We start from the raw sequence: 20,783 nt of genomic DNA on the forward strand, positions 1-20,783 counted from the left end.
CTATCGGCGTTCGCGGGTAGAGGAGGCGAGCATGATCCTCATATGGCTTGGAGTGCTCCTTGTTTTCGGCGGCCTATTCCAAATGGCGTTTCAGCCCATTTGGCGAGGTCGATTCAGTGGTGGGAAGTGGCTTCGCTCCGGACGTGACACCCTGGAGCCTGAAAGGCCCGGTAGCGGCTTCGGCGTCAAATCGAACTGGCCTGGACTTGTGATGGTCGCGCTGGGCGGCGCTTTCTTGCTGGCCGGAGCTGCTATCTGAGTTGAAAGCAGACAAAGGCAGCTTTTGGCCCGCCTGTCCCAATCCATGGGGACAGACGGCGGTAACTGAAAGGCGCTAGCCTTGGTATCGAGGAGACCACAAGGGAGCGAAGCTTGAGCACCGCGCCGCGCATCGAGATCGACCCGGCCGCCTTCTGGGCCGATCCCTATCCGATGCTCGCCAAGATGCGGAAGGAGGCGCCGATCGCCTTCGTGCCGCAGCTCGGCTCGACGCTGCTGACGAGCCGCGACGACATCTCGATCTCGGAGAAGCAGATCGACGTGTTCTCCTCGCACCAGCCCGCCGGCCTGATGAACCGGCTGATGGGCCACAACATGATGCGCAAGGACGGCGAGGCGCATCTCGTCGAGCGCCGTGCGATGTTTCCGACGGTCTCGCCGAAGACGGTGAAGGCGCACTGGACCGCCCAGTTCCAGGCCCATGCGGATCGCATCATCGCCTCGCTCGAACCGGGCCGGATCGATCTCATGCGCGACTTCGCGCTGCCGTTCTCCGGCGAATGCCTGAAGTCGATCACCGGCCTCACCAATATCGGCTTTCAGGACATGGACGCGTGGTCGCAGGGCATGATCGAGGGCATCGCCAATTATGCCGGCGACCCTGAGGTCGAGGCGCGCTGCCATGCGGCAACCGCGGGCATCGACGCCGCGATCGACGACATTCTGCCGGTGATGCGCAAGCATCCCGACCAGAGCATTTTGGGCGTGCTGCTCGCCTCGGGCATGGCGATGGAGAGCGTGCGCGCCAACGTCAAGCTCGCCATCTCCGGCGGCCAGAACGAGCCGCGCAAGGCGATCGCCGGCACGGTCTGGGCGCTGCTGACCCATCCCGACCAGCTCGATCTGGTCCTGCGCGGCGAGGTGTCGTGGCTGCAGGCCTTCGAGGAATATGCCCGCTGGATCTCGCCGATCGGCATGTCGCCGCGCCGCATCGCAAAACCCTGGACCATTCGCGATGTGTCGTTCGAGCTCGACGAACGCGTATTCCTGATGTTCGGCTCCGCCAACCGCGACGAAAAGCATTTCGAGCGCGCCGATCAGTTCGACGTGCGGCGCGACACCTCCAAGAGCGTCGCCTTCGGCGCCGGCCCGCATTTCTGCGCCGGCGCCTTCGCCTCGCGCGCCATGATCGCCGACGTCGCGCTGCCGACATTGTTCGCGCGCGCCTCGCGCATCGAGCTTGCCGAGGACGAAGAGGTGCGGATCGGCGGCTGGGCCTTCCGCGGGCTGCAGAACCTGCCGGTGAGGTGGGGGCGATAGGCCGGTAGGGCCCCCGCTCCGGACGCTGCCATGGTGCCATTCTGCTCCTGTTTTGCCCGACATGTCAAATTCGATTCGGAAAATACGTAAGTTATTGTTTTCGCACGCCGCGGCTACTGTGCATGGGGTTGTTTTTGCGACTTTTATGTTCGGTGGTCTGGGCTTGGACAAATCCGTGCAGCTCTCACATTCGCGTGCAGAAAAATTCCATCCTCATTCGCTTCGCCGCTTGAAAGATTAGTCACGCGCGCGGCATGCAGCGCAGTGCTCGCATCGCTATTTTCGCGGACGTCTCGACACTTCCGATGACGCGCACCATCATTCGGCAAACGTGAATGATGACGGCCGCACGCGGCCGGGAGTGTGGAATGCAGCGTCGAGACTTTCTGAAACTTTCGGTTGGAACTGCGGCCGCCGTCGCGTTCGCATCGCCTGCGATCGCGCAAGGGGCGGTGAAGGAAATTCGTATCGGCTACCAGAAGACCGGCGTGCTGGTCATCACGCGCCAGCAGGCTGCCCTGGAAAGACATTTCGCAGCCTCAGGCATCGAGGTGAAGTGGATCGAGTTCTCCTCGGGCCCGCCGATGATGGAGGCGATGAACGTCGGCAGCGTCGATTTCGGCGCGGTCGGAGATTCCCCGCCTGTGTTCGCCCAGGCCGCGGGCGCGGCGATCGTCTACGCCGCCGGTCAGCCCATCACCAACGGCCAGGGCATCCTGGTGCCCAAGGATTCGCCGATCCGCGACATCACCCATCTCAAGGGCAAGCGCATCGGCTTCACCAAGGGCTCCAGCGCCCACAACGTCGTAGTGCAGACGCTGGAGAAGGCCGGCTTCACCTATGCCGACATCACACCGGTCTACCTGACGCCGCCGGATGCCGGCCCCGCCTTCGCCAATGGCAGCATCGAGGCCTGGGCGATCTGGGATCCCTATTTCGCCATCGGCGAGACCAAGCAGAACGGCCGCATCCTGATCAATGCGCGCGAGGTCACCAAGACCAATTCCTTCTACATCGCCAACCGCGAGTTCGCGAAGAACCATGCGGCGATCCTGCAGCAGATCGTCGACGTGACGACCGCGGCAGGCCAATGGGCCGAGCAGCACCGCGACGAGGTCGCCAGATCGCTCGCCGCGATTACCGGCGTTCCCTTGGATATCCAGACCGTCGCCGCCAATCGCGCGAATTTCGTGGTCGGTCCCGTCACCGACGAGATCGTCGCGACCCAGCAGGGCGTCGCCGACCGCTTCTACAAGCTCGGCCTGATCCCGAAGCCGATTCATATTCGCGACATCGTCTGGCGCGACCCGGCAGCCTGACCGTGCCGACAACTCTTCCCGTTCAAAAAGGTCTGAACATGAAGCGCATCGTTCAACGCGTGATCGCAGCCATCGTGCTGTCGATCGGCATCGTCGCGGCCGCGGTCGGCACCTCCTACGGTCAGGATAAGGTGGTCCGCATCGGCTACCAGAAGTACGGCAAGCTGGTGCTGCTCAAGAGCAAGGGCACGCTGGAGCCGAAGCTCGCCGCTGACGGCTACAAGGTGGTGTGGACCGAATTTCCGTCCGGTCCGCCGCTGCTCGAAGCGCTTAACGTCGGCGCGATCGATTTCGGCAACACCGGCGAAGCTCCGCCGATCTTCGCGCAGGCCGCCGGCGCGCCGATCCAGTATGTGGCCTACGAGCCGCCGGCGCCGAAGGGCGAGGCGATCCTGGTCCCGAAGGAAAGTCCGCTGAAATCCGTTGCCGACCTCAAGGGCAAGAAGGTCGCGCTCAACAAGGGCTCCAACGTCCACTATCTCCTCGTCAAGGCGCTTGAGAAAGCCGGCGTCAAATACTCGGAGATCGAGACCGTGTTCCTGGCACCAGCCGACGCGCGGGCCGCCTTCGAACGCGGCGCAGTCGATGCCTGGGTGATCTGGGATCCGTTCCAGGCCGCGGCGGAAGCGGCCACCGGCGCACGCACGCTGGCCGATGGCAGCGGCATCGTGGCCAACTACCAGTTCTACTTCGCCTCCAAGAAATTCCTCGAAGCCAACCCGAAGATCGTCGATGCCGTGCTCGCCGAACTCAGCGCGGTCGATGATTGGGCCAAGGGCGACATCCGCGCCGTAGCCGAGCAGCTGGCTCCCTCGATCGGTCTCCCGGTCCCCGTGGTCGAGGTGGCCCTGAAGCGCCAGTCCTACGGCATCAAGCCGATCACCGATGCCGTCATCGCCGACCAGCAGCAGGTGGCCGACGCGTTCTTCGCGCTCGGCCTGATCCCCAAATCCATCAAGATTTCCGACGTGGCGCGGAAGCCGGGAACGTGAGCACACTCATGAGCAAGCAATCAAACGCCAACATCCTCTGGTTCCTGCCGACCCACGGCGACGGCCGCTATCTCGGCACCGGCATCGGCGGCCGCGAGGTCAATTTCAACTATCTGCGCCAGGTCGCGCAGGCCGCCGATCAGCTCGGCTATTTCGGCGTGCTGTTGCCGACCGGGCGATCCTGCGAGGATTCCTGGATCGTTGCGTCCTCGGTCGCGCCGTTCACCGGAGCGGCTGCGCTATCTCGTCGCCGTTCGTCCCGGCCTGCAATCGCCGAGCGTAGCCGCGCGCATGACCGCGACGCTTGATCGCGTCTCGAACGGCCGGCTCCTCGTCAACGTCGTCACCGGCGGCGATCCCGTCGAGAACAAGGGCGACGGCATCTTCCTCGGCCACGACGAGCGCTACGAGGTCACCCGCGAGTTCCTCAACGTCTACAGCGACCTGCTCGCCGGCAAGACGGTGAACGTCGAGGGCAAGCACATCCGCATCGAGGGCGGCAAGCTGCTGTTTCCGCCCGTGCAGTCGCCGCGCCCGCCGCTCTATTTCGGCGGCTCCTCCGATGCCGGCATCGACGTCGCGGCGGACACCGTCGACAAATATCTCACCTGGGGCGAGCCGCCGGCGCTGGTCGCCGAGAAGATCGCGAAGGTGAGGGAGGTTGCCGCCGCTCGTGGCCGCAAACTCTCCTTCGGCATCCGTCTACACGTCATTGTCCGCGAGACCAACGAAGAAGCCTGGCACGCCGCAAACGAGCTGATCAGGCATGTCAGCGACGACACCATCGCGCTGGCCCAGAAGAACTTTGCCCGTATGGACTCGGTCGGTCAGCAGCGCATGGCGCAGCTCCACGGCGGCAAGCGCGACAAGCTCGAGATCGCGCCGAACCTGTGGGCCGGCGTCGGCCTCGTCCGCGGCGGCGCCGGCACGGCGCTGGTCGGCGACGCCCAGACGGTGGCGGCGCGCATCAGGGAGTATCAGGATCTCGGCATCGATACCTTCATCATGTCGGGCTATCCGCATCTGGAGGAAGCCTATCGCTTCGCCGAGCTGGTGTTCCCGCTGCTCGCGCTGGAGCAGCCGAGCAACGTGACGAAGCTGCATTTCAACGGCGGTCCGTTCGGCGAGACCGTCGGCAGCGATTTCCGTCCGCAGCACCGGGTGTCGCAGTCATGAGCCTGATCGACAGCATTTCGCTTCCGCGCAGCATCCGCCTGCCGCGGGCCGACGGCCTGATCCAGTGGATCGTGCCGCTCGCCATCATCGCGGTCTGGCAGGTCGCGAGCGTCACCGGCTTCGTGCCGACGCGGGTACTGCCGGCCCCGAGCGACGTCGTGCTCGCGGGCTGGAAGCTGCTGGTCTCCGGTGAGCTCGTCCGCAACATCTGGGTGTCGTTCTGGCGCGCCTCGATCGGCTTTTTGATCGGCGGCAGCATCGGCTTCGCCTTCGGCCTCGCCAACGGCCTGTCGCAGCTTTCGGCCAGGCTCACCGATACCACCCTGCAGATGGTGCGCAACGTGCCGCATCTGGCGCTGATCCCGCTGGTCATCCTCTGGTTCGGCATCGACGAAAGCGCAAAGCTCTTCCTGGTGGCGCTCGGGGTGTTCTTCCCGATCTATCTCAACACGCTGCACGGCATCCGCACCGTCGATCCGCAGCTGATCGAGATGGGCCGCATCTACGGCATGACGGACGGTGAGTTGTTCCGCCGCGTCATCTTCCCGGGCGCGCTGCCTTCGATCTTCGTCGGCATCCGCTTTGCGCTCGGCATCATGTGGCTGACGCTGATCGTCGCCGAGACCATCGCGGCCTCTTCCGGCCTCGGCTACATGGCGATGCAAGCGCGCGAGTTCATGCTGATCGACGTCGTCGTGCTCTCGATCCTGATCTACGCCCTGCTCGGCAAGCTCGCCGACAGCGCCTCCCGCGTGCTGGAGCGTCTGACGCTCTCCTGGCACCCCGCCTTCCAGAAACGTTGAGCAAAATACTGGGAATCACATGCAGACAGCGCTTCGTACCTCTCTTCCCGAGACCGAGCTCGCCGGCCGCGCCGCTTTCGCCCCACACGCCCGCGTGGTGCGCGAGGAGCGGCAAAAAGAACACCGAGTTCAGGCCAGCGGCCTGCCGCTCAGCATCCGCGGCTTGCGCAAATCCTTCGGTAACAACGAGGTGCTGCGCGGCATCGACCTGCACATTCCCGCCGGCCAGTTCGTCGCGATCGTCGGCAAGAGCGGCTGCGGCAAGAGCACCTTGCTGCGCCTGATCGCCGGCCTCGACAAGATCGATGCCGGCAGCATCAGCTTCGGGCAGGATATTCAGCCCGAGGACATCCGCGTGATGTTCCAGGAGCCGCGGCTGCTGCCCTGGGCCCGCGTGCTCGCCAATGTCGAGGTCGGCCTCGGCCGCGATCGTGCCTCAAGCGATGCGCATGCCCGCGCCGAGAAGGCGCTGATCGAGGTCGGCCTCGCCGACAAGCGCGACCAATGGCCTTCGGTGCTCTCGGGCGGCCAGAAGCAGCGCGTCGCGCTCGGCCGCGCGCTGGTCTCGCGCGCGCGCGTGCTCGCCTTCGACGAGCCGCTCGGCGCGCTGGACGCGCTGACCCGCATCTCGATGCAGCGGCTCCTCGAGCGGGTCTGGCGCGATCAGGGCTTTACCGCGATCCTGGTGACCCACGATGTCTCGGAAGCCGTGGCGCTGGCCGACCGCGTGCTCGTCATCGAGGAGGGCCGCATCGCCCATGACGTCACGGTTAACGCCGCCCGGCCGCGCCAGCGCGGCTCGGCCGAGCTTGCCGGGCTCGAAGGCTCGATCCTGAGCCACCTGTTGTCGGCGGACGATCGTACCTAAATAAAGGGAACCCCCGCTTGCGGGGAGTAGCGCCATGAATGTAGTGCCCCGCGAGCTCATGACCGAAATTCCCGTCTCGTCCGCCGATTTCCGCGGCGCCATGCGCCACCTCACCGGCGGCGTCAGCGTCATCACGGCCGGGCGGGGCAAGGACATCTCCGGCATGACGGTGACCTCGGTCACCTCGCTGTCGGTCGAGCCGCCGACGCTGCTGGTCAGCATCAACCGCGACGCCTCGTCTTTTCCGCTGATCCGCCGCCACGGCGCCTTCGGCGTGAATATCCTCAATGCTGACCAACTCGACATTGCCGAACGCTTTGCGGGCAAGGGCGGGCTGAAGGGTGCGGATCGCTTTGCAGGCAGCCAGTGGGTGACGGCAGTCTCTGGTGTCCCGCTGCTGGTCGGCGCGCTCTCGGCCTTCGATTGCGAAGTCGAGGAGATCGTCGAGCGCCACTCGCACGGCATCGTCATCGGCCGTGTCCGGGACATCAGGAGCTCGACCCGCACCGCCGCGCTGGCCTATTGGCATGGCCAGTACGTGGCGGTCGACCAGGACGAAGACGCGGCCCGGCTGGCCGATGTCAGCCTTCCCGCGCGCGGCCGGCGCGGCATTTGATCGCCATCGGCGAGCCTCGCGCAATGCTGGCCTTTTTCGCCTCGTCGCTCTAGAAGCGCTCCTCGGCTGTCCCGCCGGACGCATGGAGGGGAACGATGAAGCGCGTGGCTACCTTTGTCTTCTACGCCGTCGGTGCGCTCGCGATCGCCTATCTCGCGCTCTACGCCTACGCGATGTTCTCTGGCTCTCCGATCGTGCCGGGCGATCCCATCCACATCTTCCGCAAGCCGGATGCGCCGAGCTATTCGTGACGGTCTCGTAGGGTGGGTTAGCCGTAGGCGTAACCCACCACTGTTTGTCTCCACGGAAAATGACGAGGTGGGTTACGCCGAGCAGATGCGCTTTGCGCATCTGCAGGGCTAACCCACCCTACGCACCTGTGTTTACCCCCGCAAAATCGCCAGCGCCAGCGCCTGCGCGCGCGGCACGATGCTGTCGATCTCCAGATATTCCTCCGGCGTGTGCGCGAGCCCGCCGACCGGGCCGAGCCCGCAAATGGTCGGCGTGCCCACGGCGGCCGTGAAGCCGGAATCGGCGCAGCCGCCGGAGAACTCGCCCTGCAGCGTGGTGAGGCCCACCTGCCTTGCGGCCGCCTGATAGCCTTCGAACAGCGCCTTCGAGTCCGCGCTCTGCACCACCGGCACGAACTCGCCCTTGATCGACAGCGTCGCGCTGGTGCCCGGCACGTAGGAGGTCGCGACGATCTTTTCGATCGCACTCATGATCCGCGCGCGATCGGCCGGATCGACATAGCGCAGGTCGATCTGCCCTTCCGCGTAAGGCGCCGTCGTGTTGACGGACTGCCCGCCCGAGACGAGGCCGACATTGAGCGTGATGCCCTTGTCGAGGTCGGTGAGCGCGTGGATCTGGACGATCTTGTGCGCGAGCTCGCCGATGGCGCTGACGCCGGCGGCGAAGTTGGCGCCGGAATGCGCGGCCTTGCCGGTGATGGCCATGTGCATGAAGATGCCGCCCTTGCGCCCGGTGACGACGTTGCCCGTGGGCCGGCCCGGCTCGGAATTGAACACCGCGCGGGCTGCGCGTCCCTCGCGCTCGATCACCGGGCGCGAGGAGGGCGAGCCGATCTCCTCGTCGGAGGTGATCAGCACCTTGATCGGATGCGGTGAGCCGCCGAACTTGTGGAAGGCGGTGGCCACGAACACGTTCATGACGAGGCCGGACTTCATGTCGGCGACACCGGGTCCATAGGCGCGGCCATCGCGGATCGTGAACGGCCGCCGCCCGACCTCGCCCTTGCCGAAAACGGTATCGCGGTGTCCCATCAACAGCACCGGCTTCTCGTTGCTGCCGGGCTTTGCCACCTCGGCATGGATCGCGTCGCCGAAGGTGGCGTTGGCCTCGCGCCGGAACGGAATGCCGTGCTCGGCAAAATGCCGCTCGAACCGCGCACCGACCGCATCGACGCCTTCCTTGTCGTAGGAGCCGGAATCGATGTTCACGACGTCGCGGAGCAGGTCGATCATCGCCTGCTTCTGCGACGCCAGCCAATCCGTGATTTGAGCTTCAGACATGTGGTCCCTCGCGTGGTTTTCGGGCGGGGTTATAGGGCGTGCCGCGCGGATGGCATAGTCACGTGGCGCGGTTCGGTCATGCGAAGGATGCTCTTGAGGTTCGTCATTGCGAGCGCAGCGAAGCAATCCGGTCTGTCGCCGCCGAGGGATTCTGGATTGCTTCGCTGCGCTCGCAATGACGGGGTGGCGGCCTGCGCCAAACGAAAAATGCCCGGACTTGGCCCGGGCATTCGCGTCCGCTCGATGGTCGCGGGCGTCTACGCCCCCATCATCGGCATCCGCGGATATTCCCCGGGCGTGCCTGCGGGCGGGATCGGGATGCCGCCGTCGGCATATTCGTTGAGCTTGTTGCGCAGCGTGCGGATCGAGATGCCGAGGATGTTGGCGGCATGGGTGCGGTTGCCGAGGCAGTGCTTCAGCGTCTCCAGGATCAGGTCGCGCTCGACATCGGCCACGGTGCGCCCCACCAGCGCGCGCGTCACCTGCTCGGCGGCCATAGTGGCATGCGCCACGGCCGGGGCGGTCTTGGCGAGGTCGAGGCGGTCGCCGTCCGGCGTGATGATGGCGTCGGGCCCGATCTCGTCGCCCTGGGCCATCAGCACCGCGCGGTGCATGGTGTTTTCGAGCTCGCGGACGTTGCCCTGCCAGCGGTTGGCGGAGAGCACGCGCCGCGCCTCGGCCGAGAGCGGACGCAGCGGCACGCCGTTGGCGTCGGCATATTTCTTCACGAAGTGCTGGGCGAGCTCGAGGATGTCGGCGGGACGCTCGCGCAGCGGCGGGATCTTCAAATTCACGACGTTGAGGCGGAACAGCAAGTCCTCGCGGAACGTGCCCTCTCGCACGGCCTCGGCGAGATTGCGGTTCGAGGTCGCGATGATGCGGATGTCGACCGGAACCGGCTTGGTGCCGCCGACGCGGTCGATCACACGCTCCTGGATGGCGCGCAGCAGTTTCGATTGCAGGCGAACGTCCATCTCCGAGATTTCGTCGAGCAGCAGCGTGCCGCCGGTCGCCTCCTCGAACTTGCCGATGCGGCGGGCGACCGCGCCGGTGAAGGCGCCCTTCTCGTGGCCGAACAGCTCGGATTCCAGCAGGTGCTCCGGGATGGCGGCGCAGTTGATCGAGATGAACGGACGCTTGGCCCGGGCCGAGCGGGAGTGAACGTAGCGCGCCAGCACTTCCTTGCCGGTGCCGGATTCGCCGGTGATCATTACCGAGGCGTCCGAGCCGGCGATCTGCTGGGCGAGCTTGATCACCTTTGCCATCGCGTCGTCGCGATAGACCAGCTCGCGGGAATCGTTGGCGACGGCAGCCAGCACCGCGGCGATCAGCTCCGGATCCGGCGGCAGCGGGATGTATTCCTTGGCCCCGGCATGGATCGCGGCGACCGCGGCGCGGGCGTCGTTGGTGATGCCGCAGGCGACGATCGGGGCGTGGATGTGCTCGGCTTCCAGCCGCAGCACGAGGTCGCGGATGTCGAGCGCGACGTCGACCAGCAGGAGGTCGGCGCCCTTGCCCCCGCGCAGCACGCGCATCGCCTGCTCGTGATCCTCGGCATGGGTCACGGTGGCGCCGTTCTCCATCGCGATCTTGGTGGCGGTGGTGAGCTGGCCCTTCAATGTGCCAACGATGAGAAGCCGCATGTCAGTCTCCTGTCCGTCTGCTCGCGCCGTCGCGCGTCATGTCCTTGCGTGTCAGCCGCGTTCGGCCTTGATGATTTCCGTCATGGTCACGCCGAGCTTGTCCTCGACCAGGACGACCTCGCCGCGGGCGACCAGCTTGTTGTTGACGTAGATGTCGATGGCCTCGCCGACGCGCCGGTCGAGCTCGAGCACGGTGCCCGGTCCGAGCTTCAGGAGCTCGCCGACGTCCATCTTGGAGCGGCCGAGCACGGCCGAGACCTGCACCGGCACGTCGAACACCGCCTCGAGGTCGGCGGCGGCACGCGCCGCATATTCGTCCTCGTTGTAGCCGACGTCGGTGCCGGCAGGCGGCATCGGGCCGTTGAGATCGGGCAGCGGGACCTGTCCGTCGGTGTCGCTCATGGTTTAGCTCCCCCTGCGGGACGCGATATAGCGTCCGACCATTTCGTCGATCTTGGCCGCGATGGCGCCGCGCTCCAGCACGACGCCGCCATCGGCCCATTCGATCCGGCAGTCGCCGGTGGCAATTTCCGGCTCGGCCAGGATCACCAGCCGGCCCTCGAAGCCGCTCTGCTTGGCGAGCCGCTCGATCTTCTCGCGCGCGCTGTCGTAGAGCGAATCGTTGATGCGGACGACGAGATGCGGCGTCGCGACCAGATGCGAGAAGCAGTCCTTGACCAGCGCGATGACCTCGCCGAGCGGCTCGGCGGCGACGAGGTCGGCACACAACTTGCGAGCCACCGCGATTGCGACCTCGACCGCCTCGGTCTCCATCCTGGTCTCGATGTTGCCGATGCCGGCGGCGACGCCGCGGATGGCGATGTTGATCTCTTCCATCGCGAGCGCGACGCGGCGGTCGCTCTCGGCCTTGGCCTCGCGCTGGCCGGCGGCAAAGCCGTCCTGATAGGCGCGCGCCTCGGCTTCCGCGACCTTCTGCGCGATCTCTGCCGCGGTCGCGGCCTTCTCGCGCGTCGCGCGCTCGGGCGCCGCGAAGTCGGTATCGAACAGGAATTTTGCCGGAGCGGCCATCAGTACACCAGCTCGTCGTCGGCGCGGTTCTTGGTCAGCATGATCTCACCCTTGGCGGCGAGGTCCTTGGCGAGATTGACCAGCAGCGCCTGGGCTTCGTCGACGTCGCGCAGGCGCACGGGGCCCATCGCCGCCATGTCGTCCTGGAGCATCTTGGCCGCGCGCGAGGACATGTTGCCGAAGAAGAAGTTGCGGACGTCCTCGTTGGCGCTCTTGAGCGCGACGCCGAGCTTGTCCTTGTCGACGTTGCGCATCAAGGTCTGGGCGGAGCCGGAATCGAGCTTCACCAGGTCGTCGAAGGTGAACATCAGCGCCTTGATGCGCTCGGCGGATTCGCGGTTGTCCTCTTCCAGAGAGGTGATGAAGCGGGTTTCGGTCTGGCGATCGAAATTGTTGAAGATTTCCGCCATGACCTCGTGGGCGTCGCGGCGGCGGGTCTGCGACAGGTTGGACATGAATTCGGTGCGCAGCGTCTTCTCGACACTCTCGATCACCTCCTTCTGCACCGCCTCCATCTTCAGCATGCGGTTGACGACGTCGAGCGCGAGCTCCTCGGGCAGGATGCCGAGCACGCGCGCGGCGTGCTCCGGCTTCAGCTTCGACAGCACCACGGCGATGGTCTGCGGGTATTCGTTCTTGAGGTAGTTGGCGAGCACCTCTTCCTGCACGTTGGAGAGCTTCTCCCACATGTTGCGCCCGGCGGGACCGCGGATCTCGTCCATGATGCCGTTGACGCGTTCCGGCGGCAGGTATTGCTGGAGCAGCCGCTCGGTGGCGTCGAAATTGCCCATCAGTGCGCCCGAGGCCGACATGCGCGAGACGAATTCGAGCAGCATGTCCTCGACGGTGTCGACCTCGACGGTGCCGAGCGTCGACATCTCCAGTGAGAGCTGGCGGACCTCGTCGTCGTCGAGCAGGCTCCAGATCTTGCCGCCATATTGCTCGCCGAGCGCCAGCATCAGGATCGCGGCGCGCCTCGGCCCGGTCAGACCTTCGGTCTTGGGTCCGCCCTCACGGCTGCCGGCGCGCTGACCGAGCGTGGAGATCACGCTGGTGATGTCGTTGGAGTTGGCGTTTTGCAAGGAGGCGGCCATGTCAGATCACTTCTTGATGCACTTGGCTTTGGTTATTTCGTCGGCTCAGTCAGCCACTGGCGGATGATTGCGACGGTTTCGTTGGGATTGCGTTCGGCGAGTTCGCCGACGCGGTGAACGGACTGGGCGTGGACCTGGCCCTGAATGGTGGCGACGTCGATGGCGCTGGTGCCGCCGCTCGGCAGCAGCGGCTGGCCGGCCGGCGCGGCCTCTTCCGAGGCGGCTGGGCCCGTCAGCACGCCGGAGATGGCGGCGGCGACCTCGTCGGAGGCGAGAATGCGCTTGACCAGCGGGCGGATCACCAGGAACAGCACGACGAGGCCGAGCAGCATCATCACGCCGAGCTCGACGAAGTACATGACGTCGTCCTTGGTGAACTGCAGCGTGCCGAGGAGGCCGCCAGGTTCGCCGATCGGGGCAGTGGAGGGCGCGTCGGCGAAGCGCAGATTGACGACCTCGACCTGGTCGCCGCGCTTCTGGTCGAAGCCGATCGCCGAGCGCACCAGCGCGGCGATGCGGTCGAGCTGCTCCTTGGTGCGGTCCTGGTAGGCCAGCTCGCCCTTGTCGTTCTTGCTGTAGATGCCGTCGACCAGCACCGCGACCGAGATGCGGTTGACCCGGCCGGCCTCGGTCACCTCGGTCTTGGTGGTGCGGGAGATCTCGTAATTGTTGGTCTCTTCGGTCTTCTTGCTCTGGTCCTTGGCCGCGACGCCGTTGTTCTGCTGGTTGCCGGGCAGCTCGTTGTTGACAGTGACCTGGCCGTTGTTGTCGGCGGTCATGCTCTGCTCTTCGCGGGTCTGGCTCGAGCGCAGCACGCGGCCCTCGGGATCGAACTTGTCCGAGGTCTGGGTGACCTTGTTGAAGTCGAAATCGGCGGAGAGCTGCACGCGGGCGCGGCCCGAGCCGACCACGGAGGAGACGATGTCCTCGACCTGCTTGCGCATCCGCTTCTCGAAGGCGATGCGGCGCTCCTCGCCGACCGCCTGTTCCGGATCGGTCTGGGCTCCGTCGGCGAGCAGCTGACCGGCCTCGTCGACGATCGAGACCCGCTGCGGCTTCAGGCCGTTGACGGCGGAGGCGACGAGGTGGCGGATGGCGCGGATCTGCTGGGCTTCCAGCGCACCGCGGACGCGGACCACGATCGAGGCCGACGGCTCCGGCGCCTCGCGGGCGAACAGCGGGCGCTCGGGCAGCACCAGATGGACGCGGGCGGCCTGGATGCGGTCGATGGCCCGGATGGTGCGGGCGAGCTCGCCCTCGAGCGCGCGCAGATGATTGATGTTCTGGACGAAGGAGGTGGTGCCGAGCGCGTCCGACTTGTCGAACACCTCGTAGCCGACGCCGCCGCCCTTGGGCAGGCCGCCCTCGGCGAGCTTCATCCGCAGCCGCGTGACCTTGTCCTTGGGCACCATGATGATGGAGCCCTCATTGCGGATCTCGAACTGGATGCCCTGGCGTTCCAGGTCCTTGATGATGCTGGAGGAGTCTTCGACTGACAGGTCCGTGAACAGCGTCGTCATCTGCGGCGTGGTGACACGCATGATGACGAAGGCAAAGAAGCCGATGAGCGCGGCGGTGACCGCGATCATCGCCCCGAACCGGGCGGCACCGATACTTTTTAAGAAGTCCGCAAGACCTTGCAAGTAACCGCCCCGACCAATCCGACCCGCAACCGAGCGGTCGACTGGGCAATTATTGCCTAGGTGATGGTTTCGATATGGTTAACGAAGGTTAAGAGGTCGGACAAAGTGCATCATGAAAAAAATCGGCCTCGCGAAGCGAGGCCGATTTTCGTCAAAGACCGCAGAATTCCGGATCGCCTACTGGCGATATTGCTGGATGCGGGTGGTGCGAAGACCCGCCAGACCGTGCTGGTCGATGGAAAACTGCCAGGAGAGGAATTCGTCGACCGTCAGGGTATAACGGCTGCAGGCCTCCTCCAGGGAGAGAAGTCCGCCACGGACAGCGGCGACGACTTCGGCCTTGCGGCGGATGACCCAGCGTTTGGTGCCGGGTGCAGGCAGATCCGCGATCGTCAACGGACTGCCGTCCGGCCCGATGACGTATTTTACCCTCGGGCGATGGGGTTCTGTCATGGCGTACTCACAAACTCTCAACCACTGAACTCACGCCGTAACCGTAACCCCCGCGGCTTAAAAATCCGCTAAGCCTAAGGGTTCAATACAATTCTCGTTGAATGTTGCGGGAACGCGGCCGACTCGGCGGGCGAAAGACGCAGTCTCGGCCGGCTGAGCGGGGCAGAAGGTAAATACTTTACTAACGAACGAGGGTCGGAGCGCGGTGCCGCGGAGGCCCAACCGTCGTCCCGGGGCGCGCGTAGCGCGAGCCCGGGACCCATAACCCCAGGGAGCAGTTTGACGACGACTCGGGGTTACGACCTAATGCGAAAACGACTTCCTGGGGTTATGGATCCCCGCCTTCGCGGGGATGACATCTCGTATGTGGTTCGCTTGCCCGCCCTCAATTGCTCGTCGCAATGATGCTCTTCACCTGGCTCAGCGTGTAGCTGGCGCCGTCGATGGTGAGCAGCGGCGGCGACTGGGTCAGATCGACCGACGACACCAGGCCCTGCACCTGCGCGGCGATGCCGACATTGTTGTTCGCGACGTCCTTGCCCGTGGCCGAGATCGTGTACTTGCCGTCGGGCCATTGCGTGCCGTCATTGCCCATCCCGTTCCAGGTGAAGGGAATGTCGTTGCCGGCGGCCGCGGTATATTTACCGTTGAACACGGTCTGGCCGCTCGAATTGGCGATGGAGATCTCGACGGTGGAGTCGGTCGGCACGTTGAGATGCCAGACAGCCGTCGAGTTGGTCATCGTCGCGGTCGAGCCGTCGACCAGCGCGGTCTTGCCGACGAAGCCCAGCGCCTGGGTCGCCTGCGTGGTCTGCTGCAGGGTGACGAGCTGGGCCAGCGATTCGTTGGTCTTGAGCTGCTGCTCGACGCCGGCGAACTGCACCAGCTGCTGGGTGAACTGGTTGGTGTCGAGCGGATCGAGCGGGTTCTGGTTCTGCAGCTGCGTCGTCAGCAGGGTCAGGAAGGTCTGGAAATTGCCGGCGAGCGTCGACCCCGTGGTCGAGCTCATCGACGAATTCGACGAGGATTTCGGCAGGTCGGTCGTCCCGGAGACGACCGGGGGCGAAGTGGCGGCATTCGTGGTGGTCATTGCCAGATACTCCTCACACTCTGATGTCGACGCCGCTGCTCGATCCGAGCATGCGGCCATAGCCGCGCCCGATGGGCGCCGTGGAAACGCTGTCGTCCTCGCTGATGATCAGGCGGCGGGCATTGCCGCCATTGTCGTTGTTCTGGCCTGAGTGCTGGCCCGATGAATTCTGGTCGCGCAGGCTGAAGGACAGGCCGTTGCTGCCGGTCTTGAAGCCGGCATCGTCGAGCGCGCGCTGCAATTGCGGCGCGTCCTGACGCAGCATCTGCAGCGTCTCCGGCTTCTCGACGGTGAGATGCGAGGTGACGTTGCCGGCGCGGTCGACGTTGATGCGCACGTCGATGCGGCCGAGCTCGGCCGGATCGAGGCTGATGTCGAACCGCGACTTGCCGGAGCGAATGGCGGCTGCGATCTCGATCGGGATGCCGCTGATCGGCACCGCCGTAGTGTGGGTCGCCGCGGTCGCGGTGAGCGTCGCGGTCGATGCTGTCGCGGCCGAGGTCGTATTGGTCAGCGGCGCCTGCACGGCGGAGGCGGCCTGTGCGCTGGTATCCGTCGGAGCGATCGTGGCTTGCGGGCCGGCATGCGCCGGCGCGGCCGACGTGCCCTGGGCCGGATCGGCGGCGCGGTCGGCGGGGCCCGCCTTGGCGTCGGTCGCGACGCTATCGGGCTGCGGCTTGACGCCTTGCGCATGCGCGGCGCTGGCGGGTGCCTGCGCCGTGGCGAGGTTCGTCTTGCCGGTGTCCTGGCCGATATTTGAGATGTCGGTCTGGGCCTGCACCGTGGCGGCATCCTTGAACGCAGTCTTGGGCGTGCCCTGGCTGACCGCGGCGATCAGTCCGCCACCAGCTTTTGCTTCGGTCGAGGCGGTCTCGGTCGTGCCGGCGGCGGCCTCGCCGAGCGTCGTCGTGGTCTCGGCATCGACCTCGGCGCCTGCGGCCTTGGCGCTCGCCGTGGCGGTATCGGTCTTGGTGCCGGCGATCTGGGCCGCGATGGAGGCGCTGGCGGCAAGACCTGCCGCGGCGATCGCGAGCGGCGCGGCTGCGGCATCGCCAGCCTGGTTCGCAGCTGCATTCTGGTCGACCGGAACGACCGGCGCGGCAACGATGATGCCGGGGTCGGGCAGGGCGGTCTGGGTCGTAGCGGACGGCGCGGCGGCAGCCGCCTCGACGGCGGCCGTGAGGACCTCGGTGCCATCAGTCGCGTCGCTCTCGGTCTCGTCGGATTTGTCGGCCGATTTGGCGTCCGCCGTCTCGGACTTGTCCTTGACCTTGCCGGCGTCCCTGGCCGGATCGCTGGACGCCTCGCCCCTGTCATTCTCCGCCGGCGCAGATGGGTCGGTGTCGTCGCTCGCCTTGCTCTGCGAAGCCTGGTCCGTGGACGAGGTGTCGCGCGACGGCCGCTCGGCCGCCGGGGAGGACGAGGTCTGCTCGCTCCGGCGCGGTGCGGTGTCCTGCGCCGGCGCGTTGTTGCCGATGGCCTGCGTGTTGCTGTCGACCAGCGAGCCGAAAGCCTCGCTCGCGGGCGTGTCCTTCGGGGCTTGCGACCGGGCAGGCTTCTGCTGCGCGCTCTGGATTTGCACGCTTGCCACGACATCTGACATCCGACCGACCACAGGCAACCCCTTGCAAGCAACTTCGCATCAAGAGGGAGCAAGGAGCGGGCCAGCCACCTAAGGCGTCGATTTCATCAATGTAATCAATACCTTGATGATGTGGGTCCATCGCCGGCCAGCCGGCTGCGCCCCCGTCATTTCTGCCGCCCCGGCAAGAATTGCCCTAAGCGGGGGGCTCGCGTGATTGCTTCACCGGAATGCCCCCTATATTAAAGAGGCTACTCTCAGCCGCTTTCGACTTGGGCAGTCGTGCTCTTCGGGAACCAAGGTTCCGGGGGATCGCCGCCGTCCCCCCGAGAAAGCAAATCGCGGATCGCGCGTCGCCGCCGTCACAACGCTCCAGGGCCCATGCTCAACAGTCTGGATCTCGAAGGCCGTCCCGAGGACACCAGGGTCGTCGTTGCCATGTCGGGCGGCGTCGATTCCTCGACGACGGCTGCGCTCTTGAAGGCTGAGGGCTACGACGTCGTCGGCATCACGCTGCAGCTCTACGACCATGGCGCGGCCACCCACCGCAAGGGCGCCTGTTGCGCCGGCCAGGACATCCACGACGCCCGCGACGTCGCCGCCAAGCTCGGCATTCCCCATTACGTGCTCGACTACGAGGACCGCTTCCGCGAGTCCGTCATCGACAATTTCGCCGATTCTTATGCCCTTGGCGAAACGCCGGTGCCCTGCATCGAGTGCAACCGCAGCGTCAAATTCCGCGACCTGTTGAAGACCGCCCGCGAGCTCGGCGCCCAGGCGCTCGCCACCGGCCATTACGTCGCCTCGCGCCGCCGGGGCGACGGCTCACGCGCGCTGGTCTGTGCGGCTGACGCCGATCGCGACCAGAGCTATTTCCTGTTCGCGACCACGCAGGAACAGCTCGACTTCCTGCGCTTTCCGCTCGGCGACATGACCAAGCCCGAGACGCGCGAGCTCGCGCGCCGCTTTGGCCTTGCGGTCGCCGACAAGCACGACAGCCAGGACATCTGCTTCGTGCCGACGGGCCGCTACACCGACATCATCACGCGCCTGCGCCCCAATGCGATGGACCCCGGCGACATCGTCGATCTCGAGGGCCGCGTGCTCGGCCGGCACAACGGCATCGCCAACTTCACCGTCGGCCAGCGCCGCGGCCTCGGCATCGCCTCAGGCTCGCCGCTGTTCGTGGTGCGGCTGGACGCGGCGACCCGCCGCGTCGTGGTCGGCCCGCGCGAGGCGCTGAAGATGCACCGCATCGCACTTCGCGACGTCAACTGGATCGGCGACGGCGACATCGACCGCGCCATCGGAGGCGGCCTTGAGATGTTCGTGCGCGTGCGCTCCACCCGAAGCCCCCAGCCGGCCTGGCTGCGCGGCAGCAATGGCCGTTACGAGGTCGAGCTCGTCGCCGGCGAAGAGGGCGTCTCGCCGGGACAGGCCTGCGTGTTCTACGACGCACCTAGCGGCCAGGCCCGCGTGCTCGGCGGCGGCTTCATCCAGAGCGCCGCGGCCAAGGTCGGCACGGGCACATCGCGCCCGCTCGCGGAAGCCGTGCGCGGCTGATCATGAAATTGGATCGCACTCTCGCGACACCGGAAGTGCGCCCCCTCTCCCGCCTGCGGGAGAGGCACAGGCCGCCCTTGGCGGCCGTTCTGAAGTTGGACGCCGATGCGAAGCATCGGCTACGGGAGAGGGCTCTCTCCACACGCGATATATCGCGACATGAAAAAGCCCTCACCCGCCACGCTCTTGCGAGCGTGTCGACCTCTCCCGCAAGCGGGAGAGGCGCTAGACCGCGCGCGGAGCCGGCATCGATTTCACCAACACGCATCACACTCTAGAAACGCGCAAGGGCAGGGGGCATGGCAGCAGACATCTCGCGGGCCGGGGTCGAGAAGGCCTATGGCCGCTGGGCGCCGGTCTATGATCTCGTATTCGGCAAGGTGTTCGACGCCGGCCGGCAGTCGACCATCGCGGAGGCCGACCGCATCGGCGGCCGCGTCCTCGACGTCGGCGTCGGCACCGGTCTTTCGCTCTCCGAATACGCGCGCACCACCAAGGTCTGCGGCGTCGACATCTCCGAGCCGATGCTGCGCAAGGCGCAGGCGCGCGTGCGCTCGCTCCGCCTCTCCAACGTCGAAGTGCTCTCGGTGATGGATGCGAAGAACCTCGCCTTCCCCGACAATTTCTTCGACGCGGTGGTGGCGCAATATGTCATCACCGCCGTGCCCGATCCCGAAGGCACGCTCGACGAGTTCATGCGCGTGCTTAAGTCAGGCGGCGAGCTGATCCTGGTCAACCACATCGGTGCGGAGAGCGGCCCTCGCAAGCTGTTCGAGCTCGCTTTCGCGCCCATCGCCCGCCGCCTCGGCTGGCGCCCGGAATTCCCGTGGGCGCGCCTCGAGGGCTGGGCCGCAAGGCACGGCGGCGTCGCGCTCACCGAGCGCCGCCCCATGCCGCCGATGGGCCATTTCTCGCTGATCCGCTACCGCAAATCGTGATTGCCACCTGCGGGAACAGGGGGCCTCGCGCGCGCGTTTCCTTCCCATGCGCACGACAAACCTCATTCTTGCGGGCCTCCTGATCGCCGCCTCTGGCAGCGCGATCGCGCAGGCCCCGCCCGCCCCGGCGACGCCGCCGCAAGCGACCGCGCCGCCATCCCCACAACGCGCCGCCGGCTGTGCCCCATCCGACCGGCTGGCCACGACGCCGGACGGCACCACCACCGGCCAGTCCCGGGAACCGCTCGGCGACAAGCTCGCCAAGACGGACGGCGTGCTCTGCCCGCCCGCGGGCGTCGATCCCGACATGCACGCCCCCGCCCCCAGCACCGACAGCAACACCCCGGTGATCCCGCCCCCCGGCAGCCCCGGCGGCGACCCCAATGTGAGGCCGAAATAAGGGACGCTTCCCTTCGCCTCTCCCCGCCGGGGAGAGGCCGGAATCCGCGCGATGCGCGGATTCCGGGTGAGGGGACACCATCCACGAGTCCGGCCCCGTAAAAAATCGCAAATTCTGGTGAGAAATCGTGCCGAAGCGGGCTTGTCGCGCCGAAGCTTTAGCGAAGGCGGATTGACTTACCCCCGCCCCCTTCCTTATATGCCGCGCGTTCGCGAGATCGGCCTTGTTCGCCGCCGCGATCCCTGTGGCGGGGTAGCTCAGCTGGTTAGAGCACGGGAATCATAATCCTGGGGTCGGGGGTTCGAGTCCCTCCCCCGCTACCAAAACCAGCGTAACACCTTGGTTTTCCAGACTTGGCCTGAGGACGTTTCGACGCGAGGGCATGTCTCTTTGATTCATCCGGAAACAGCGTTAATCGATTCTGGTCGCGTCCGGCGACGCATCGGCGCTTCTCGATAGCCTGAAGCGACGCCATCAACCGAACGCGAGGGGAGATGGACCTT

General features: G+C 66.1%; 19 protein-coding genes, 1 tRNA gene and 1 pseudogene. 12 read left to right on the forward strand and 9 right to left on the reverse strand.

The genetic code is table 11. The features are described 5' to 3' along the window. Window positions 1–372 precede the first annotated feature (372 nt). The 8 genes and pseudogenes from ACTEK7_RS20115 to ACTEK7_RS20150 all read left to right on the forward strand — a co-directional run bounded on the left by ACTEK7_RS20115 (window position 373) and on the right by ACTEK7_RS20150 (window position 7,564). Window positions 373–1,539, forward strand: coding sequence for a cytochrome P450 (locus ACTEK7_RS20115; protein ID WP_225146490.1), 1,167 nt, complete (start codon window positions 373–375; stop codon window positions 1,537–1,539). A gap of 368 nt (window positions 1,540–1,907) precedes the next feature. After that, the gene (locus tag ACTEK7_RS20120) at window positions 1,908–2,858 is read left to right on the forward strand and encodes a sulfonate ABC transporter substrate-binding protein (RefSeq protein ID WP_225146491.1); all 951 of its coding nucleotides are present in this window, start codon (window positions 1,908–1,910) and stop codon (window positions 2,856–2,858) included. 38 nt (window positions 2,859–2,896) lie between these two features. After that, window positions 2,897–3,850, forward strand: coding sequence for a sulfonate ABC transporter substrate-binding protein (locus ACTEK7_RS20125; protein WP_035999020.1), 954 nt, complete (start codon window positions 2,897–2,899; stop codon window positions 3,848–3,850). Window positions 3,851–3,858: 8 nt separating this feature from the next. Continuing rightward, a pseudogene (gene ssuD, locus ACTEK7_RS20130) lies at window positions 3,859–5,026 on the forward strand (FMNH2-dependent alkanesulfonate monooxygenase). Next, on the forward strand, window positions 5,023–5,829 hold the full coding sequence (gene ssuC / locus ACTEK7_RS20135) for an aliphatic sulfonate ABC transporter permease SsuC (RefSeq protein ID WP_225146492.1): 807 nt from the start codon (window positions 5,023–5,025) through the stop codon (window positions 5,827–5,829). The pseudogene ssuD and the gene ssuC overlap by 4 nt, the downstream one beginning before the upstream one ends. Window positions 5,830–5,848: 19 nt before the next feature. Then, entirely contained in the window at window positions 5,849–6,697 is an 849-nt protein-coding gene (locus ACTEK7_RS20140; RefSeq protein WP_225146493.1) for an ATP-binding cassette domain-containing protein, read from the forward strand. 34 nt (window positions 6,698–6,731) lie between these two features. Beyond that, window positions 6,732–7,313, forward strand: coding sequence for a flavin reductase family protein (locus ACTEK7_RS20145; protein ID WP_225146494.1), 582 nt, complete (start codon window positions 6,732–6,734; stop codon window positions 7,311–7,313). A gap of 95 nt (window positions 7,314–7,408) precedes the next feature. Beyond that, complete coding sequence (locus ACTEK7_RS20150; RefSeq protein ID WP_225146495.1) at window positions 7,409–7,564, forward strand: hypothetical protein; 156 nt, start codon at window positions 7,409–7,411, stop codon at window positions 7,562–7,564. 132 nt (window positions 7,565–7,696) lie between these two features. Here ACTEK7_RS20150 and ACTEK7_RS20155 read toward each other — a convergent pair whose 3' ends face one another. The 9 genes from ACTEK7_RS20155 to ACTEK7_RS20195 all read right to left on the reverse strand — a co-directional run bounded on the left by ACTEK7_RS20155 (window position 7,697) and on the right by ACTEK7_RS20195 (window position 17,412). Beyond that, window positions 7,697–8,845 (reverse strand): M20 family metallopeptidase, encoded by a 1,149-nt coding sequence (locus tag ACTEK7_RS20155; RefSeq protein WP_225146496.1) that lies wholly within the window; start codon window positions 8,843–8,845, stop codon window positions 7,697–7,699. A gap of 257 nt (window positions 8,846–9,102) precedes the next feature. Beyond that, window positions 9,103–10,488 carry a sigma-54-dependent transcriptional regulator FlbD gene (gene flbD / locus ACTEK7_RS20160; RefSeq protein ID WP_035999037.1) on the reverse strand — a complete coding sequence of 462 codons (1,386 nt, stop codon included), beginning with the start codon at window positions 10,486–10,488 and terminating at the stop codon, window positions 9,103–9,105. A 51-nt stretch (window positions 10,489–10,539) separates the two neighbouring features. Next, window positions 10,540–10,890: a flagellar motor switch protein FliN gene (gene fliN / locus ACTEK7_RS20165; RefSeq protein ID WP_035704875.1), complete on the reverse strand. Its 351-nt coding sequence runs from the start codon at window positions 10,888–10,890 to the stop codon at window positions 10,540–10,542. Between the two features lie 3 nt (window positions 10,891–10,893). After that, complete coding sequence (locus tag ACTEK7_RS20170) at window positions 10,894–11,517, reverse strand: FliH/SctL family protein (protein ID WP_109142568.1); 624 nt, start codon at window positions 11,515–11,517, stop codon at window positions 10,894–10,896. Next, window positions 11,517–12,611, reverse strand: a complete 1,095-nt coding sequence (gene fliG, locus ACTEK7_RS20175) for a flagellar motor switch protein FliG (protein ID WP_035999044.1) — start codon at window positions 12,609–12,611, stop codon at window positions 11,517–11,519. Before fliG ends, ACTEK7_RS20170 begins: the two co-directional genes overlap by 1 nt. A gap of 32 nt (window positions 12,612–12,643) precedes the next feature. Continuing rightward, complete coding sequence (gene fliF / locus ACTEK7_RS20180) at window positions 12,644–14,254, reverse strand: flagellar basal-body MS-ring/collar protein FliF (protein ID WP_225146497.1); 1,611 nt, start codon at window positions 14,252–14,254, stop codon at window positions 12,644–12,646. Window positions 14,255–14,431: 177 nt separating this feature from the next. Next, entirely contained in the window at window positions 14,432–14,707 is a 276-nt protein-coding gene (gene sciP / locus ACTEK7_RS20185; protein WP_002714638.1) for a CtrA inhibitor SciP, read from the reverse strand. A 385-nt stretch (window positions 14,708–15,092) separates the two neighbouring features. After that, on the reverse strand, window positions 15,093–15,797 hold the full coding sequence (locus ACTEK7_RS20190; protein ID WP_225146498.1) for a flagellar hook assembly protein FlgD: 705 nt from the start codon (window positions 15,795–15,797) through the stop codon (window positions 15,093–15,095). Between the two features lie 13 nt (window positions 15,798–15,810). Continuing rightward, on the reverse strand, window positions 15,811–17,412 hold the full coding sequence (locus ACTEK7_RS20195) for a flagellar hook-length control protein FliK (protein ID WP_225146499.1): 1,602 nt from the start codon (window positions 17,410–17,412) through the stop codon (window positions 15,811–15,813). 348 nt (window positions 17,413–17,760) lie between these two features. Here ACTEK7_RS20195 and mnmA point away from each other — a divergent pair, with 348 nt between their 5' ends. The 4 genes from mnmA to ACTEK7_RS20215 all read left to right on the forward strand — a co-directional run bounded on the left by mnmA (window position 17,761) and on the right by ACTEK7_RS20215 (window position 20,603). Continuing rightward, window positions 17,761–18,942 (forward strand): tRNA 2-thiouridine(34) synthase MnmA, encoded by a 1,182-nt coding sequence (gene mnmA / locus ACTEK7_RS20200; RefSeq protein WP_225146500.1) that lies wholly within the window; start codon window positions 17,761–17,763, stop codon window positions 18,940–18,942. 299 nt (window positions 18,943–19,241) lie between these two features. Further along, the gene (locus ACTEK7_RS20205; protein WP_035999078.1) at window positions 19,242–19,880 is read left to right on the forward strand and encodes a class I SAM-dependent methyltransferase; all 639 of its coding nucleotides are present in this window, start codon (window positions 19,242–19,244) and stop codon (window positions 19,878–19,880) included. Window positions 19,881–19,926: 46 nt separating this feature from the next. Further along, a complete protein-coding gene (locus ACTEK7_RS20210; RefSeq protein ID WP_128264088.1) occupies window positions 19,927–20,280 on the forward strand; it encodes a hypothetical protein in 354 nt (117 codons plus the stop codon). A 246-nt stretch (window positions 20,281–20,526) separates the two neighbouring features. Next, window positions 20,527–20,603, forward strand: a tRNA-Met gene (locus ACTEK7_RS20215). Window positions 20,604–20,783 lie beyond the last annotated feature (180 nt).

This window comes from Bradyrhizobium sp. JHI2711, assembly GCF_056156565.1.